Origin of the sequence: Xanthomonas hyacinthi, assembly GCF_009769165.1 — a bacterium.
GTDB lineage: Bacteria > Pseudomonadota > Gammaproteobacteria > Xanthomonadales > Xanthomonadaceae > Xanthomonas_A > Xanthomonas_A hyacinthi.
Genome location: NZ_CP043476.1, coordinates 713,888 through 730,269, shown reverse-complemented (window position 1 = coordinate 730,269; position 16,382 = coordinate 713,888). Strand labels below are relative to the sequence as shown.

The window sequence follows — 16,382 nt, the reverse complement described above, 5'->3', positions numbered from 1 at the left end:
CCCGAGTCCACCACCCGTCGGTTGCCAGCGGCGGCGCTTATCGCCGACGATGGCGGCGGGCATCGGGGGCACGAAGTCCATGCACAGGGGGACGAGGATGCGGTCGAGACGGATCTTGGGATGGCTGCTGCTGCTGTGGTCAGCGGCGGCCGTCGCGGCGGTGCCGCCGACGCCGCAGCCGCGCCAGCTGACCGTGGCCGACGGGTTGCCGTCGAACAGCATCAATGGCTTCGCCGAAGACCAGCTCGGCTACCTGTGGCTGGCCAGCAGCGACGGCCTGGCGCGCTTCGACGGGCGTGGCTACCGCATCTGGCGGATCGAGGACGGGCTGCGCGACAACAAGATCTGGACCGTGCATGTCGATGCGCAGAACCGGGTCTGGTTCGGTACCCAGAATGCCGGCATGGGCATGCTCTCGGCGGACCGGCGCACGTTCCGCTACTACGACCGCAGCACCTATCCGCAGATCGGCGGCGCCACGGTCTGGGCGATCGCCTCCACGCCCGACGGCAGCATCTGGTTCGGCACCGCCAACGGTGGCCTGGACCGGCTGCAGGCGGACGCCACGCTGAGCCGCTACATGCCGAGGCCGGGCGACGAGCGCAGCCTGCCGTCGCCGACGGTGACCTTCCTGGCGACCACCTCCGACGGCACCCTGTGGGTGGGCACGCGCGGCGGCCTGGCGCGCTGGACCGGGCACGACTTCGAGCGGCTGCCGGCCTCGGCGCTGCCGCGGCCGGAGGTGCAGGGACTGACCCCCGAGCGCGACGGCACGCTGTGGGTGGCCAGCCAGGGTGGCGCGCGCCTGCTGCGCGCCGACGGCAGCGCGGTGCTGCCGTACTGGCACAACCTGCCGAGCGAGAGCGTGCTGGGCATGCTGGTCCACGACCGTCACGGCAATCGCTGGTTCGACACCCTGGACGGCCTGGGCCGCGAGAGCGAAGCCGGGCAGATCCGCAACGTGCCGCTGTACAGCAACTCCACGCACGGGCTGGTCAAGCCGAACTGGTCGCTGGCGTTCGAGGACCGCGAGGGCGACCTGTGGTTCGCCAGTTTCAACGCCGGGCTGTGGTACCTGCCGGCGAACTGGCGGCAGTTTTCGGTGCTGTCGTACCGGGTCGACGATCCGGATTCGATGGGCAATCCCTACGTCGTCGCAACCGCCCCCTCGCGCGATGGCGAGGTGTGGCTGGCGGGAACCCGCGGCGTGCTGGACAAGCTGGACCCGGCCACCGGCGCGGTGCGCCACCACATCCTGGCCATGTTCGGGCGCACCTGGCCGCGGGCGCTGGTCGAGGACGGCCAGGGCCGGGTCTGGGCGGCGGCGTTGGGCGCGCTGCTGCGCTACGACCCGGGCAGCGGCGAAGTGCGGCGTTGGGGCAAGCAGGATGGCGCCGACGCGCCGATGCCCGGCGAGGTCGATCGGGCGATGCTCAGCGGCGACGGACGCGTGTGGTTGTTCGGCGAGGTCGGCGGTGCGCAGGTGCGCGACCTGGATGGGCAGGTGCTGCGCACGATCGCCCCGGGCGCCGACGGGCTGCCGGCGGAGCTGACCGTGGACGATGCGCGGCCCGGCCCGCTGGGCCAGCCCTGGCTGCTCGGCCAGCATGGCGTGCTGGCCTGGGATGCGACCAGCGAGCGTTTCGCGCCGGTGCCGGGCGCGCCGGACCGGGCGCTGAGCGCCGTCACCATCACCGACGGCAATGTGGTGTGGCTGGCCAGCCTCGGCCGCCTGGAACGCTATCTGTGGGACGGCGCGCGCTTGAACCTGCTCGACCGCATCGACGCCGCGCAGGAGTTCCCGTCGCTGGCGCCGAACGGGCTGGTGGTCGATGCCAGCGGCGTGGCCTGGTTGAGCAGCGTGCGCGGCCTGATCCGGGTCGATCCGGCGAGCAAGGCGATCCGCTCCTACAGCGTGCGCGACGGCCTGCCCAACCAGGAGTTCCGCACCCAGACCCTGACCCAGGCGCGCAGCGGGCAGATCCTCGGCGGCACCCCGGACGGCGTGGTGCTGTTCGAGCCGTCGCAGATCGTGCCGTCGCGGCGGCAGCCGCCGCTGGTGATCGAGCGCATCGGCGTGCGCCGCGGCGAGCGCGCGCTGGATCTGCTGCATGCCGGCAGCATCGTGCTGCAGGAAGGCGACCGCGACCTGCATGTGGTCGCGCGCCTGCTGTCGTTCTCCGATACCGACGCCAACACCTACCGGTTCCGGCTCAGCGGCTACGACCCGGACTGGGTGGATGTCGGCGCCAGCGGCGAGCGCCTGTTCTCGCGCCTGCCGTCCGGCCACTACACCCTGGAGATGCAGGCGCGCACCGCCGACAAGGTGTGGTCGAAGGTCGCCACGCTGCGTTTCCAGGTGCTGCCGCCGTGGTGGCGCAGCCCCTGGGGCATGGCCGGGCTGGCCTTGCTGGCGCTGCTGGCGCTGTGGCTGGCCTCCTACCTGTACCGGCGCCGCCTGCGCCGGCGCAACGCCTGGCAACTGGCCCTGCACAAGCAGGAGCTGGCCGAGCAGGCCTCGCTGGCCAAGACCCGTTTCCTGGCCACGCTCGGGCACGAGGTGCGCACGCCGATGACCGGCGTGCTCGGCATGAGCGAACTGCTGCTGGCCACGCCGCTGGATCCCAGGCAGCGCGGCTATACCGACTCGATCCGCCGCGCCGGCGCGCACCTGCTGCGCCTGGTCAACGACGCGCTGGACCTGGCGCGGATCGAGGCCGGACGCCTGGAGCTGGACCGGCAGCCGTTCGACCTGGGCCAGCTGATCGCCGAACTGGAGGCGATGATGGCGCCGATGGCACACAACCGCGGCCTGGCGTTCGCGCTGGACAACGCGATGCCGGCCGCGGTGACCGCCAGCGGCGATGCGACGCGGGTGCGGCAGATCCTGCTGAACCTGCTCAACAATGCGATCAAGTTCACCGACCACGGCGGCGTGACCTTGCGCGTGGCGCCGCTGCACGCGCGCCAGGGCGTGCGTTTCGAGGTCGCCGACACCGGCCCGGGCATCAACGCCGAGCAGCAGGCGCGGCTGTTCCAGCGCTTCGAGCAGGCCGACGGCCCGCGCACCGCCGCCCGCTACGGCGGCAGCGGCCTGGGCCTGGCGATCTGCCAGGAACTGGCGGTGGCGATGGGCGGGCGCGTGGAGCTGCACAGCAAGCTCGGCGTCGGCACCCGCTTCATCGTCGACCTGCCGCTGCCGTGGATTGCGGAGCCGATGCATCCCGGCACGCACGGCGAGCGCGAGGCGCTGGCGGCGACGCGGCCGCTGCGCATCCTGCTGGTCGAGGACGACCCCACCGTCGCCGAGGTTGTCAGCGGCCTGCTCGGCGCGCGCGGGCACCACATCACCCATGCCGCGCATGCGCTGGCGGCGCTGACCGAAGCGGCCGGCAATACCTTCGACGTGGCCTTGCTGGACCTGGACCTGCCGGGCCTGGACGGCCTGGCCCTGGCCCGGCAGCTGCGCGCGTTCGGCTACGGGATGCCGCTGATCGCGGTCACCGCCCGCGCCGACGCCGAGGCCGAACCGCAAGCCCGCGCAGCCGGCTTCGACGGCTTCCTGCGCAAGCCGGTGACGGGAGACATGCTGGCCGAGGCGATCGAGGCAGTGCTCGAAGGCAGGGAATAGGGAATGGAGAAACGGGAATAGGGAAAAGCAGGGCGCCGCGAGCGTGTAGTGTCAGAGGCGAGGGATGCAGCTTTTGCTTTTCGATTCCCCATTCCCCATTCCCGATTCTCCATTCCCTGCCTCCCAGCTATTCAGCCACTTCCTCCACCTTGTGCGGATGCGGCCGGGTGTCGGGCAGCTGCCAGAAGATCAGGGTCGAGGTCAGGGTGATCGCGCCGACGCAGACGAAGGTCGCGTGCAGCGCGGCGGTGGCGCCGTGGCTGTCGCCGAGGTGGTCGTTGAACGCCGCCAGCAGGCTGCCCGCGGCCGCGGCGCCGAAGCCGGTGGCCAGCATCATCACCATCGACAGCAGGCTGTTGCCGGCGCTGGCCTGGTCGCGGTCCAGGTCGCGCAGCGTCACCGTGTTCATGACCGTGAACTGCAGCGAATTGACCGCACCGAACAGCGCCAGCTGCAGCAGCTGCCAACCCAGCGTCTGGCCGGCCTCGAACAGCACGAAGCTGGCCATCGCCAGGCCGACCAGCACCGTGTTGGCCATCAGCACCCGGCGATAGCCGTAGTTCTCCACCAGTTTCACCGCCGCACGCTTGGCCGCCATGCCGGCCAGCGCCACCGGGATCATCATCAGGCCCGCGCGCATCGGGCTCATGCCCAGGCCGACCTGCAGCAGCAGCGGGATCAGCAACGGCATGCTGCCGCTGCCCACGCGCGCGAACAAATTGCCGAGGATGCCGATGCGGAAGCTGGCCACCTTGAACAGGTGCAGCGGGAACAGTGCCGCCGGCGCGTTGGCCGCATGCAGCCAGTAGCCGATCAGCGCGGCCAGGCCGGCGATGGCCAGCAGCATCACGAACGCATGGCGCAGGCCCAGCTCGGAAATCCCGTCCAGCGCCAGCGACAGCGCGATCATGCCGAAGGCCAGCATCGCGTAGCCGATCAGGTCGAAGCGGGTGCGCTGCTCGCCGTGGAAATCGGGCATCACCTTCAGCGCCGCGATGAAGCCGATCGCGCCGATCGGCAGGTTGATCAGGAACACCCAGTGCCACGAGGCCACCTGCACCAGCCAGCCGCCGAGCGTCGGCCCGACCAGCGGCCCGATCAGCGCCGGGATCGCGATGAAGCTCATCGCGCTCAGGAACTGCTCGCGCGACACCGAGCGCATCACCGCCAGGCGCCCGACCGGCAGCAGCATCGCTCCGCCGATGCCTTGCAGCACCCGCGCGGCGACCAGGTAGGGCAGGCGCGGCGCCGCCGCGCACAGCAGCGAGCCGAGGGTGAACAGCACGATCGCGGCCAGGAAGGTGCGGCGCGTGCCGTAGCGGTCGGCGATCCAGCCCGAGGCGGGAATGAACATCGCCACCGCCAGCGCATAGCTGAACACCACCGACTGCATCTGCAGCGGGCTCTCGCCCAGGCTGCGCGCCATCGCCGGCAGTGCGGTGTTGACGATGGTCGCGTCCAGCATCTGCATGAAGATGGCCAGCGACACCAGCCACAGCAGCGGCCGGAAACTGCGGTAGTTCGGAACGGAGATCGGATCGGAAGAAGGCGCGGACATCGGCACGCACGGCGACGCGAGGGGCGTACAGGATCGCGCAGATCGCGTCGCGGTGTCGTGCAGCAGCGGGCGGTTGTGGCGCGCTGCGCACGCTGCGGCTTGGCCGCGATGGCGGATCGGGGCACATCGCGCGGCACGTTGTCTTCGCTTCTGTGGGGGACTTCAGTACCGAAGCCGTCCGCAGCCGTCGGGTCCACCGCCTCGCTCGTCGCGGCTGAAGCCGCTCCCACAGAGCTTGCGGCAAGCCGGCCGGGCGCGCTGTGGGAGGGGCTTCAGTCCCGACGGTGTCCGCAGTCGTCGGGCCCACCGCTTCGTTCGTCGCGGCTGAAGCCGCCCCTACAGGGACTTGCGGCAAGTCGGCCGGGTGCACTGTGGGAGGAGCTTCAGCCCCGACGCTGTCCGCAGTCGTCGGGCCCGCCGCCTCGCTCGTCGCGGCTGAAGCCGCACCCACAGGGACTTGCGGCAAGCCGGCCGGGTGCACTGTGGGAGGGGCTTCAGCCCCGACTGCAGGATGGCGGAAGCGCGTGTTGCGTCGCTCCGCGCATCCGATGGGCGCAAGGCGCCCATCGGTTACGACGGCTTGGTGTGCGGCGCTATGCCTGCGCGCGGCGGCTGTGCCGCTGCACCGCGGCGACCAGCGCGCCGACGTGCTCGGGCTGCATGTCCGGCGACAGCCCGTGGCCGAGGTTGAACACGTGGCCGTCCGCCGAGCCGTTGCCGTCGGCGTAGCTGCGCAGCACGCGCCGCACCTCGCGCTCGATCGCCTGCGGCGAGCCGTATAGCGTGGCCGGGTCCAGGTTGCCCTGCAGCGCGACGCGGCCGCCGCTGCGGCGCGCGGCCTCGGCCAGGTCGACGGTCCAGTCCACGCCCAGGCCTTCGGCGCCGGAGGCGGCCAGTTCCTCAAGATAAGGCGCGTTGCCCTTGCCGAACAGGATCAGCGGGGTGCGCTCGGCGCCGTCGCCGCGCGGCAGTTCGCGGGCGATGCGCTGCAGGTAGGGCAGCGAGAATTCGCGGTACATCGCCGGGCTGAGCACGCCGCCCCAGGTGTCGAACACCTGCAGCGCCTGCGCGCCGGCCGCGCGCTGCGCCGCCAGGTAGGCGATCACTGCGTCGGTGTTGACCGACAGCAGCTGGTGCAGCGCCGCCGGCTCGTTCAGGGCCAGCGCCTTGATCCGCGCGTAGTTGTCGCTGCCGCCGCCCTCGACCATGTAGCAGGCCAGCGTCCACGGGCTGCCGGAGAAGCCGATCAGCGGCACGCGGCCGTCCAGCTCGCGGCGGATCACCCGCACCGCGTCCATCACGTAGCGCAGCTCGGTCTCCATGTCCGGCACGCCGAGCCGGGCGATGGCCGCCGCATCGCGCACCGGGTGCTTGAACTTCGGGCCTTCGCCTTCGACGAAGTACAGCTCCAGGCCCATCGCATCGGGGATGGTGAGGATGTCGGAGAACAGGATCGCCGCGTCCAGCGGGAACCGCGCCAGCGGCTGCAGGGTCACTTCGCAGGCCAGATCCGGGGTCTTGGCCATGGCCAGGAAGCTGCCGGCGCGGGCGCGGGTGGCGCGGTACTCGGGCAGGTAGCGCCCGGCCTGGCGCATCAGCCACACGGGGGTCTGGTCCACGGGTTCGCGGCGCAGGGCGCGCAGCAGGCGGTCGTTCTTGAGCATGGGTTTCCTTAGCGCGGGGCGTCGGCGCCGCGAATGAACATGACCTGGAAGCCGCGCTTGAGTTGCGCATCGCGGGCTTTCTCGAAGGCGGCGTGGGCCTCGTCCTGCAGCAGGTATTGCTCGCGCTTGAGCTGCGCGCGGCCGCCGATCTGGCCGGTCTCGCGCAACAGCTCCCAGCCGCCGAACAGGTCCGGTTGCAGGGTCAGCTGGATGTAGCGGGGCGGCTCGTTGCCGCCGGGGCGTTGCTGGAGGAAGACGCGCATGCGGCCGATTGTACCGATCGCAGCTGGGCGGCGGCGTCGGTGCTGGCCGTGCGTTGGGGAACCGGGAGGGAAGGCGGCCTGGGCGGTGCCGCTGCGCCGGTCCCGCGGCGGCGCCGCATCGTGGCCGGCCCGCTACGCCGCGATGCCGCGAACCGCGGCATCCAGCAGCGCCAGCACCGCCGCCTCGTCCACCTCCGGCACCACCTCGGCGCGGCCGATGCCGCGCCACAGCACCAGCCGCAGGCGCCCGGCGAGGTTCTTCTTGTCCAGCCGCATCCGCGCCAGCAGCGCGGGCGGCGCCAGCCCGGCCGGCAGCGCGGTGGGCAGGCCGTAGTCGGCCAGCAGCGCGCGCAACCGCGCGCTGTCCTGCGCGCTGGCCATGCCCAGCTGCGCCGATAGTTCGGCGGCCAGCACCATGCCCACCGCCACCGCTTCGCCGTGGTTGAGGTTGGCGTTGCCGGGCGCGCCGTAGCCCTGTTCGGTCTCGATCGCGTGGCCGAAGGTGTGGCCGAGGTTGAGCAGGGCGCGCTCGCCCTTCTCCAGCGGGTCGCGGGCCACGATCTCGGCCTTGTGCTCGCAGCTACGCGCGATCGCCTGCGCCAGCGCGGCCGGCTCGGCGTCCAGCAGCGCGCGGCGTTCGGCGTGCAGCCATTCGAAGAACAGCGGGTCGCGGATCGCGCCGTACTTGATCACCTCGGCCAGGCCGGCGCGCAGCTCGCGCGGCGGCAGGCTGCGCAGCGTGGCGGTGTCGGCCAGCACCGCGCGCGGCGGATGGAATGCGCCGACCAGGTTCTTGCCCTGCGCGATGTCCACCGCGGTCTTGCCGCCGACCGAGGAGTCGACCATCGCCAGCAGCGTGGTCGGCAGCTGCACGCAATCCACCCCGCGCATCCAGCACGCGGCGGCGAAGCCGGCCAGGTCGCCGACCACGCCGCCGCCCAGCGCCAGCACGCAGGCATCGCGGGTGGCGCCGAGTTCGGCCAGCGCGGCGATCGCCGCGGCGAAGCTGTCCAGGGTCTTGGAGGCCTCGCCGGCGGGGATCACGCATTCGCCGATCGTCAGCGCCGGGCGCGCGGCCAGCAACGCGCTGCGCAGCTGCGCGGCATACAGCGGGGCGACATTGCTGTCGCTGAGCAGCAGCACGTGGCGGCCGCGCACGTGTGCGGCCAGGCGCGCGCCGTCGTCGAGCAGGCCGGGGCCGATGCGGATGGTGTAGGCCGGGTCGCCGTCGACCTCGACGGTGCGCAACGAAACATTCATGCAATGGGTTCCGGAAGCTTCCACGACGCGGCCAGGCGCACGACCAGCTGCGCAGTGGCTTCGGCGGGATTGAGGTGGTCGGTGTCCAGGATCAGGTCGGCGACTTCGCGGTAGAGCGGCTCGCGCACTGCGTGCAGCTCGTGCAGTGCCCGTTCGCGGTCGCTGCGCTGCAGCAGCGGGCGGCTGCGGTCGCGCTGCAGGCGCTGCAGCTGCGAGGCCACGCCGACCCGCAGGTACACCACGAAGCCGTGTTCGCGCATCTCGCGGCGGCTGTCGGCGTCGAGCACCGCGCCGCCGCCGGTGGAAATGAGATGGCCGGGGGTGCCGAGCACGCTTTCCAGCACGGTGCGTTCGTGCTCGCGGAAGCCGGCTTCGCCGGCATGCTCGAACAGCGAGGCGATGCTGGCGCCGGTACGTTCGACGATGGCCTGGTCGCTGTCGACGAAGACGAGGCTGAAGCGCTCGGCCAGGCGGCGGCCGATGACGCTCTTGCCGGCTCCCATCGGGCCGACCAGCACGAGATTGGGGGCGGGATTCATCCGCCGATGCTAGCAGACGCGCCGCGCGCGCAGGCCGGCCGCGGTGCCTGCGGGGTGGGCCGGGCGTGCCGCGCCGCGTGCGCCGCACCGTGCATGGCGCGACAATGGGGGATCGTCCGCCGAGTGCCTTGCCGCCATGCCCGATCTCTACGCCGAAGCCCTGTCCACGTTCGCCGACCTGTTCGCGCAGGCGCGCAGCAGCGACGAGGCCGAATACAACGCGATGGTCGTCGCCTCGGCCACGCTGGAGGCGCGCCCGTCCTCGCGGGTGGTGCTGCTGAAGTCCTACGACGCGCGCGGCTTCGTGTTCTACACCCACCTGGACAGCCAGAAGGGCCGCGAGCTGCAGGCCAATCCGCAGGCCTCGCTGCTGTTCCTGTGGCGGCGCATGCGCGAGGACGGCGTGCAGGTGCGCATCGACGGCGCAGTGCAGCTGGTCGCCGCGGCCGAGGCCGATGCCTACTTCGCCTCGCGCCCGCGCATGAGCCAGATCGGCGCGTGGGCGTCGGCGCAGTCGCGCCCCCTGCAGTCGCGCGAGGAGTTCGAGCAGCGCGTGGCCAAGGCCGAGGCCAGCTTCGAAGGCCGCGAGGTGCCGCGCCCGGACGGCTGGGGCGGGTTCCGCGTGGTGCCGCGCAGCGTCGAGTTCTGGTACGGCGGCAAGTACCGCCTGCACGAGCGCTGGCACTACGCCGCCGATGCCGCCGGGCACTGGTCCAAGCGGATGCTGTTCCCGTGACCGATGGCTTCTCGGTGCGCGCTGCCGCCGCTGCCGACCTGCGCGCCTGGGCGGCGCTGCGGGTGGCGCTGTGGCCGGACGAGAGCGATGCCTTCGGCGGCGTCGCCGAAGCGCTGCAACGCGAGGACGCGGCCAATTTCCTGGCCTTCGCCGGCGACGGCCAGGCGATCGGCTTCGCCGACGTCACCCTGCGCCAGGACTACGTCAACGGCACCGACAGTTCGCCGGTGGGCTTCCTGGAAGGCTGGTACGTGGCGCCGGAATGGCGCGGCCGCGGCGTCGGCCGCGCGTTGCTGCGCGAGGTGCAGGACTGGACCCGTGCGCAGGGCTGCAGCGAGCTGGCCTCCGATGCGCTGCTCGACGACGCCGCGGCGCAGGCCGCGCACCACGCCTGCGGCTTCGAGGAAACCGAGCGCGTGGTGTATTTCCGCATGCCGGTGGCGGACTGAGATGGGCCCGCAGCGCATCGTCTGCCTGACCGAGGAACCCACCGAGACGCTGTACGCGCTCGGCGAGCAGGCGCGCATCGTCGGCATCAGCGGCTTCACCGTGCGGCCTGCGCAGGCGCGCCGCGACAAGCCCAAGGTCAGCGCCTTCACCAGCGCCAGGATCGACGCGATCCTCGCGCTGCAGCCGGACCTGGCGATCGGCTTCTCCGACATCCAGGCCGAGATCGCCGCCGAGCTGGTGCGCAACGGGGTGGAGGTGTGGATCGCCAACCACCGCAGCGTCGACGGCATCCTCGACTACGTCCGCCGGCTCGGTGCGCTGGTCGGCGCCGGCGCGCGCGCGCAGGCCTATGCCGACGCACTGCAGCGCGGCTTGGCCGTGATCGCCGCGCAGGCGGCGGCGCTGCCGCGGCGGCCGCAGGTGTATTTCGAGGAATGGGACGAGCCGATCATCACCGGCATCCGCTGGGTCGCCGAGCTGGTGCGCATCGCCGGCGGCGACGACGTGTTCCCGGAGCTGTCGGCCGAACCGCTGGCCAAGGCGCGGATCCTGGCCAACGGCGACGAAGTGGTGCGGCGCGCGCCGGACATCATCCTCGGCTCGTGGTGCGGCAAGCGCTTCCGCCCCGAGCGCGTGGCCGCGCGGCCGGGCTGGGCGGCGATCCCGGCGGTGCGCGATGGCCAGCTGTTCGAGATCAAGTCGCCGCTGATCCTGCAGCCCGGCCCGGCCGCGCTGACCGACGGCGTGCGTGCGATCGCGGCGATCGTGCAGGCCTGGGCGCGGCGCTGACCCTGCGCGCATTCATCGGCGCGGCTACAGCAATGCAGATGCTTTAACGAATCCCAATCCCCAATCTCCGGCTCCCCGCCGCTGTCGAGCTTAACGCCCAATCTGTACCATAGCGCCTCGCGGCCCGCGCCGCCTCTGCCGAGTTCTAAGGACCAGGAGTCTGCATGTCCCCGTTGACCACCACCGCACTGTACGGCCTGCTGGCCGAGCGCTACCGCGATGCGCCGATCGAGATCGAGCTGTTCGAAGGCGCCGAGCCGGCGATCAACCTGACCCTGCACGACTACGGCGCCATGGAGATCCAGGTGGCCGCGTCCGGTTCGCAGATCTTCGTGTCCACGGTGCTGGCGCCGGCCGATCAGGTCGCCGACCGCCACGGCCTCAACGATGCGTGCCTGCGCCTGAACCCGCTCAACCCCCTGTCCAACCTCGGGCTGATCCAGCACGCGGGCAAGGACACCTACATCATCTTCGGCGAACTGTCGGCGTCCTCGTCGATCGACGAAGTCGACGAAGAAATCCAAGTGCTGGCGGCCAATACCCTGGACGCCGCCGAATCCCTGAAGCCGTTCTTTGCCTGAGGCGTTTCCCGTGAGCATATTCTCCAAACTGCTGACCCTGTTCCGCGGCACCGCCCATGAAGTGGGGCAGAAGGCCGTGGACGCCAACGCGTTGCGCATCCTCGACCAGGAAGTGCGCGACGCCGGTGCCGAACTGACCCGCTCGCGCGAAGAGCTGACCAAGCTGATGGCGCAGAGCAAGCTGACCCAGCAGAAGATCGACGCGCGCAACGCCAAGATGGCCGAGTACGTGCGCTACATCGAAGGCGCGCTGGCCAAGGGCGACGAGGCGCTGGCGCACGACGTGGCGGCCAAGCTGGCGGCGCTGGAGACCGAGGACAAGGCCGAGCAGACCACCAAGGGGCAGCTGGACCAGTCGATCGTGTCGCTGAAGGCGGCGATCCAGAAGGCCGAAGGCCAGCTGCGCGGCATGCGCCAGCAGATCGATACGGTCAAGGCCACCGATGCGGTGCAGCGCGCGCAGGCCACCATCGCCGCGCGCCACGCCGGCGCCAACAGCCGCATGGGTTCGGCGCTGGAATCGCTGGACCGGATCAAGGCGCGCCAGGCCGAATCGGCGGCGCGGATCGAATCGGCCGAGGAGCTGGAAAGCAGCACCGGCGACGGCGATCTGAACAAGCGCCTGGCCGCGGCCGGCCTGCTGTCCGGCGACGCCGACGCGGCCTCGGTGCTGGCGCGGTTCAAGAAGCCGCTGCAGCTGAGCGCGGACAGCGCGCCGGCCGCGCTGGCGCCGCCGACACCGGCCACCGGCACCCTCAGCGACGTGCACGAGGTCGGTGTGCGGCGCGACGCCGGCAGCTGACCCCACCCACGGCACAGGACGCGCCATGCTGCTGCTCGGTCGCTTCTTCCAGATAGTGCGGCGCCATGTGCGGTAGGTCAGCTGGGGTGCGGTGGTGCTGCTGTTCCTGGGCCACTGGCTGGCGACCTGGGGGCTGCTGGCGCTGGCCGGCGAGCACACGCTGGTCGGCCTGGACGCGTTCCCGTACTACTACATGACCACCGCCACCACGATCGGCTACGGCGACCTGTCGCCGGGCACGGTGGCCGGCCGCTACATCGTCGCGTTCTGGCAGATGCCCGGCTCGGTGGCGCTGTTCGCCACCATCCTGGCCAAGACCAGCGCATCGCTGATCACCTTCTGGAGGCGCCACCAAATGGGCAAGATGTCCTATGCGCATCTTCGCGGACATACGCTGCTGGTCGGTTGGCGCGGGCCCGAGTCGGTGCGCCTGGTCGAACTGCTGCTGTCCGACACCGCCACCGACGACGAAGGCCTGGTGCTGGTCGCCGAAGGGCTGGCGGAGAATCCGTTGCCGGACCATATGCGCTTCGTCGCGGTCGATTCGTACACCCTGGCCGACGGCTGCCAGCGCGCCGGCATCGCCGGCGCCGCGCGGGTGATCGTCAATCCGCCGTCCGACGACCAGACCCTGGCGGCGGTGTTCGGGGCGATGGCCAACCGCCCGCAGGCGCACGTGGTGGCGCATTTCGACTCGGCGCGCAGCGCCGAGCTGGTCCGCCGCCATTCTCCGCAGGTCGAATGCACGCGGCCGCTGAGCGCGGAGATCATCGCCCGCGCCGCGCAGGATCCGGGCAGCGCCGCGCTCACCGCGGACCTGCTGTCGGCCGGCAGCGGGCCGACCCAGTTCAGTCCGACCGTGCCGGCCGAATCGGCCGCGTTGCATTACGGCCGCGTCGGCGATGCGTTCCGGGCCCGCGGCGCGCTGCTGCCGGGGCATCGCGACGCCGCCGCGGTGCCGCGCCTGAATCCGGCGCCGGACAGCGTGCTCGCGCCGGGTACGATGCTGTACTACCTGGCTGAGCGGCGCGTGGACAGCGCCGCGATCGCCTGGGCCGACGCGGCGCTGCCGGCGCCAGCGCACGCCGCCGCCCCATCCACTGCCTATGCGGAGTCGCGCGCGTGAGCCTGCTCGGAAAACTGTTCGGCAGCAAGCCCGCCGCGGCGGCGTCGCCTGCGGGCAACGGCGAGATCGCGCACGCGCTGCCGCTGGGCCTGCGCATCGGCGGCCAGGTGCAGTTCGACACCACGATGTTCCGCGCCGCGCCGGGCGCGATGACCGCGGAACTGCCCGGCGGCTACCAGGGCATTCCCTGCTACGGCTACATCGACCTGGGCGACGGCTACGCGCTGCACCGTTTCTACGTCGACGACGACGCCTACATCCAGGTCAGCACCTGCGCCGGCGACATCGAGGCGATGAAGGGTTTCGTGTTCGTGGAGACGCTCAATCCGCCGACCAAGGACGCGTTCCAGCAGTTCGTGCTGCACAACGACCACCTGGGCGCGCCGAGCATCGAATACGCCGGCCGGCGCTGGTCGCGCAGCACCCAGTCCACCGAGCAGGGCGGGCGCATCCCCGCCATCGCCTACGACGAGACGCTGTACCGACACACGCCGCCGCGGCGCGACGGCGACCTGACCCACTACGCCATGCTGTACAGCCGCCCGGTGCCGGAACTGGACAAGGACGAGTTCCTGCTGGTCACCGGCGAGGATTCGGGCCCGAACGAGTTCTGCATCACCTATGCGGTCGGCGTGGACCTGAGCATCGCCGATCTGGACATCACCTGACCCGCCAGCGCTGCGCCGCACGGCGCGGCACCGGTTTCGCTTCCTTCGCCATTGCCGAGGTTTTCGCATGCATGCCATCACGCTCCACAGTTTCATCGCGTTCCTGTCCTACGTCGGCGTCGGCCTGGGCGTGCTGATCGCCGCGGTGGTGGTGGTCGCGCTGATCACCCCGCACCGCGACTTCACCCTGATCCGCAACGGCAACGCCGCCGCGGCGACCGCGATGAGCGGCACCCTGATCGGCGTCGCGCTGCCGCTGCATGCGGCGATCAGCTACTCGGTCAGCCTGCTCGACGCGCTGATCTGGGGCGCGGTGGCCGCCGCGATCCAGGTGGTCGCCTACCTGCTGGCGCGCCTGGTCACCGGCCGCATCTCGCATCAGATCACCGACAACGTCGTCGCCGCCGGCCTCTTTTCCGCGGGCGTTTCGATCGCCGTGGGCCTGATCAACGCCGCCGCGATCACGCCGTAAGGGAGCGCGCAGATGAAGCGATCCACCAATCTCAAACTGAGCCTGATGGCGGCGACCCTGTCGGTGCCGCTGATCGGGTGCGATTCCGGTCCGCCCACCGGCGAGGTGCTGGCCTCGCCGGACCAGTGCAGCGTACAGAAGGAAGTCAGCGTCGAGGAGTGCAAGGCCGCCTACCAGAAGGCGCAGCTCGAGCATCGGAAGGTCGCGCCGCGGTTCCAGGACCAGTCGCAGTGCAACCAGCAGTTCGGCAACTGCACGCCGTTCAACGACGAGCGCGGGCAGGTCAGCTGGATTCCGCCGATGGCCGGGTTCCTGATCGGCTACGCGCTGGGCAATGCGGGCGGCGGCTACGGCGGGCGCACGCTGATGGGCGCCGCGCCGCTGTACCGCGATTACCGCGATGGCGGCTACTACAAGTCCAACGGCGACCTGGCCGGTCGCGACACCGGCACGGTGAAGGGCAATGCCGGCCTGCCGCCGCCGCCGAGCCGCGCCATCACCGTGTCGCGCTCCGGTTTCGGCTCCAGCGCCGCGGCGCGCAGCTCGTTCGGCGGCGGTCGCAGCAGCGGCTTCGGCGGCTGACATGCGCCGCATCCGCATCGACGAACGCCCGGACTGGCGCACGCAGGCCGAGCAGCTCGGCTTCCATTTCCACACCATCGACGGCGCAGCCTACTGGGACGAAACCGCGTACTACGCCTTCGCGCTGCGCCAGGTCGAGGACGACATCGAGGCGCCAACCCAGGCACTGCACGACATGGCGATGCAGCTGGCCGGCGAGGTGGTCGAGTCCGAAGCGCTGCTGACCCGGTTGTGCATCCCCGCGCACTACTGGGACTGGGTGCGCGATTCGTGGCGCAACCGCGACGCGCATCTTTACGGACGCATGGACCTGGCCTACGCCGGCGATGGCCCGGCCAAGCTCTACGAACTGAACTACGACACACCCACCTCGCTGTACGAATCGGCGTACTTCCAGTGGCTGTGGCTGGAGCAGCAGATCGCCGCCGGCCGCTTGCCGGCCGCTGCGGACCAGTACAACCGCATCCAGGAATACCTGTGCGAGGCGCTGGCGACATTGGTACAGTCCGGGCGCCTGGTCACGCCGATGCATTTCTCGGCGGTGCGCGACTCGGTGGAGGACCGCGCCACCGTGCAGTACCTGCGCGACTGCGCGCACCAGGTGGGCATCGCCACCGAGGACGTGGCGATCGAGGACATCGGCATCAGCGCCGAAGGCTGGTTCACCGACGCCGAGGACCGGGTGATCCGCAGCATCTTCAAGCTGTATCCGCTGGAATTCATGATGCGCGAGGCGTTCGGCCCGCACCTGGTGTCGAACAAGATGCAGTTGCTGGAGCCGGCCTGGAAATCGGTGCTCAGCAACAAGGGCATCCTGCCGCTGCTGTGGCAGCGCCACCCTGGGCATCCGAACCTGCTGGAAGCGCATTTCGAGACGCCGGGCCAGGCGCTGGCGCCCGGCTGGGTGCGCAAGCCGCTGTTCTCGCGCGAAGGCGCGAACATCGACGTGCTGACCGCACAGGGCGAACTGATCCAGTCGCCCGGCCCGTATGCCGACGGGCCGGCGATCGTGCAGGCCTACCATCCGCTGCCGCAGTTCGACGGCAACTATCCGCTGGTGGGCAGCTGGGTGATCGCCGACCAGGCCGCCGGCATGGGTCTGCGCGAGGACGCCGGGGTCATCACCCGCGACACCTCGCGCTTCGTACCGCACGCGATCGTCGGTTAGCGGGTTTTCTCGTCTGCGGGGAACCGAAACATGCAGCCCTCCTGCAGGATCCAAATAGCCGGCAGAAAAGTGCGCTTGCGCGCCGTGGCAAGC

At 71.0% G+C, this 16,382-nt stretch carries 16 protein-coding genes; 11 read left to right on the top strand and 5 right to left on the bottom strand.

Annotation, left to right across the window (positions count from 1 at the left end):
* The first annotated feature begins 115 nt into the window (after positions 1 to 115).
* On the top strand, positions 116 to 3,631 hold the full coding sequence (locus FZ025_RS03410) for a hybrid sensor histidine kinase/response regulator (protein WP_104557616.1): 3,516 nt from the start codon (positions 116 to 118) through the stop codon (positions 3,629 to 3,631).
* A 127-nt stretch (positions 3,632 to 3,758) separates the two neighbouring features.
* Here the strand turns inward: FZ025_RS03410 and mdtD are convergent, their stop codons facing one another.
* The 5 genes from mdtD to FZ025_RS03385 form a co-directional block, all read right to left on the bottom strand.
* A complete protein-coding gene (gene mdtD / locus FZ025_RS03405) occupies positions 3,759 to 5,189 on the bottom strand; it encodes a multidrug transporter subunit MdtD (protein ID WP_046980709.1) in 1,431 nt (476 codons plus the stop codon).
* 593 nt (positions 5,190 to 5,782) lie between these two features.
* On the bottom strand, positions 5,783 to 6,853 hold the full coding sequence (gene hemE / locus FZ025_RS03400) for a uroporphyrinogen decarboxylase (protein ID WP_046980710.1): 1,071 nt from the start codon (positions 6,851 to 6,853) through the stop codon (positions 5,783 to 5,785).
* Between the two features lie 8 nt (positions 6,854 to 6,861).
* Positions 6,862 to 7,116, bottom strand: a complete 255-nt coding sequence (locus FZ025_RS03395; protein WP_046980711.1) for a WGR domain-containing protein — start codon at positions 7,114 to 7,116, stop codon at positions 6,862 to 6,864.
* Positions 7,117 to 7,248: 132 nt separating this feature from the next.
* Positions 7,249 to 8,376, bottom strand: coding sequence for a 3-dehydroquinate synthase (gene aroB / locus FZ025_RS03390; RefSeq protein ID WP_046980712.1), 1,128 nt, complete (start codon positions 8,374 to 8,376; stop codon positions 7,249 to 7,251).
* On the bottom strand, positions 8,373 to 8,915 hold the full coding sequence (locus FZ025_RS03385) for a shikimate kinase (RefSeq protein ID WP_046980713.1): 543 nt from the start codon (positions 8,913 to 8,915) through the stop codon (positions 8,373 to 8,375). The genes aroB and FZ025_RS03385 overlap by 4 nt, the downstream gene beginning before the upstream one ends.
* Positions 8,916 to 9,051: 136 nt before the next feature.
* On the opposite strand from FZ025_RS03385, the gene pdxH reads away from it, so the two are divergent.
* From pdxH to FZ025_RS03335, 10 genes are all read left to right on the top strand, one after another.
* A complete protein-coding gene (gene pdxH, locus FZ025_RS03380) occupies positions 9,052 to 9,651 on the top strand; it encodes a pyridoxamine 5'-phosphate oxidase (protein WP_046980714.1) in 600 nt (199 codons plus the stop codon).
* Positions 9,648 to 10,100 carry an aminoglycoside 6'-N-acetyltransferase gene (gene aac(6'), locus FZ025_RS03375; protein WP_046980715.1) on the top strand — a complete coding sequence of 151 codons (453 nt, stop codon included), beginning with the start codon at positions 9,648 to 9,650 and terminating at the stop codon, positions 10,098 to 10,100. The genes pdxH and aac(6') overlap by 4 nt, the downstream gene beginning before the upstream one ends.
* Position 10,101: 1 nt before the next feature.
* Positions 10,102 to 10,890, top strand: a complete 789-nt coding sequence (locus FZ025_RS03370) for an ABC transporter substrate-binding protein (protein ID WP_046980716.1) — start codon at positions 10,102 to 10,104, stop codon at positions 10,888 to 10,890.
* Positions 10,891 to 11,054: 164 nt separating this feature from the next.
* Entirely contained in the window at positions 11,055 to 11,471 is a 417-nt protein-coding gene (locus tag FZ025_RS03365) for a YjfI family protein (protein WP_046980717.1), read from the top strand.
* A gap of 10 nt (positions 11,472 to 11,481) precedes the next feature.
* Positions 11,482 to 12,273, top strand: a complete 792-nt coding sequence (locus FZ025_RS03360; RefSeq protein ID WP_046980718.1) for a PspA/IM30 family protein — start codon at positions 11,482 to 11,484, stop codon at positions 12,271 to 12,273.
* Between the two features lie 91 nt (positions 12,274 to 12,364).
* The gene (locus FZ025_RS03355; RefSeq protein WP_244292452.1) at positions 12,365 to 13,399 is read left to right on the top strand and encodes a potassium channel family protein; all 1,035 of its coding nucleotides are present in this window, start codon (positions 12,365 to 12,367) and stop codon (positions 13,397 to 13,399) included.
* Positions 13,396 to 14,067, top strand: coding sequence for a YjfK family protein (locus FZ025_RS03350; protein WP_046980719.1), 672 nt, complete (start codon positions 13,396 to 13,398; stop codon positions 14,065 to 14,067). Before FZ025_RS03355 ends, FZ025_RS03350 begins: the two co-directional genes overlap by 4 nt.
* A 67-nt stretch (positions 14,068 to 14,134) precedes the next feature.
* A complete protein-coding gene (locus FZ025_RS03345; RefSeq protein ID WP_046980720.1) occupies positions 14,135 to 14,539 on the top strand; it encodes a DUF350 domain-containing protein in 405 nt (134 codons plus the stop codon).
* A gap of 12 nt (positions 14,540 to 14,551) precedes the next feature.
* Positions 14,552 to 15,121, top strand: coding sequence for a DUF1190 domain-containing protein (locus FZ025_RS03340; RefSeq protein WP_046980721.1), 570 nt, complete (start codon positions 14,552 to 14,554; stop codon positions 15,119 to 15,121).
* Position 15,122: 1 nt separating this feature from the next.
* Positions 15,123 to 16,289: a glutathionylspermidine synthase family protein gene (locus tag FZ025_RS03335; protein WP_046980722.1), complete on the top strand. Its 1,167-nt coding sequence runs from the start codon at positions 15,123 to 15,125 to the stop codon at positions 16,287 to 16,289.
* Positions 16,290 to 16,382: the final 93 nt, after the last annotated feature.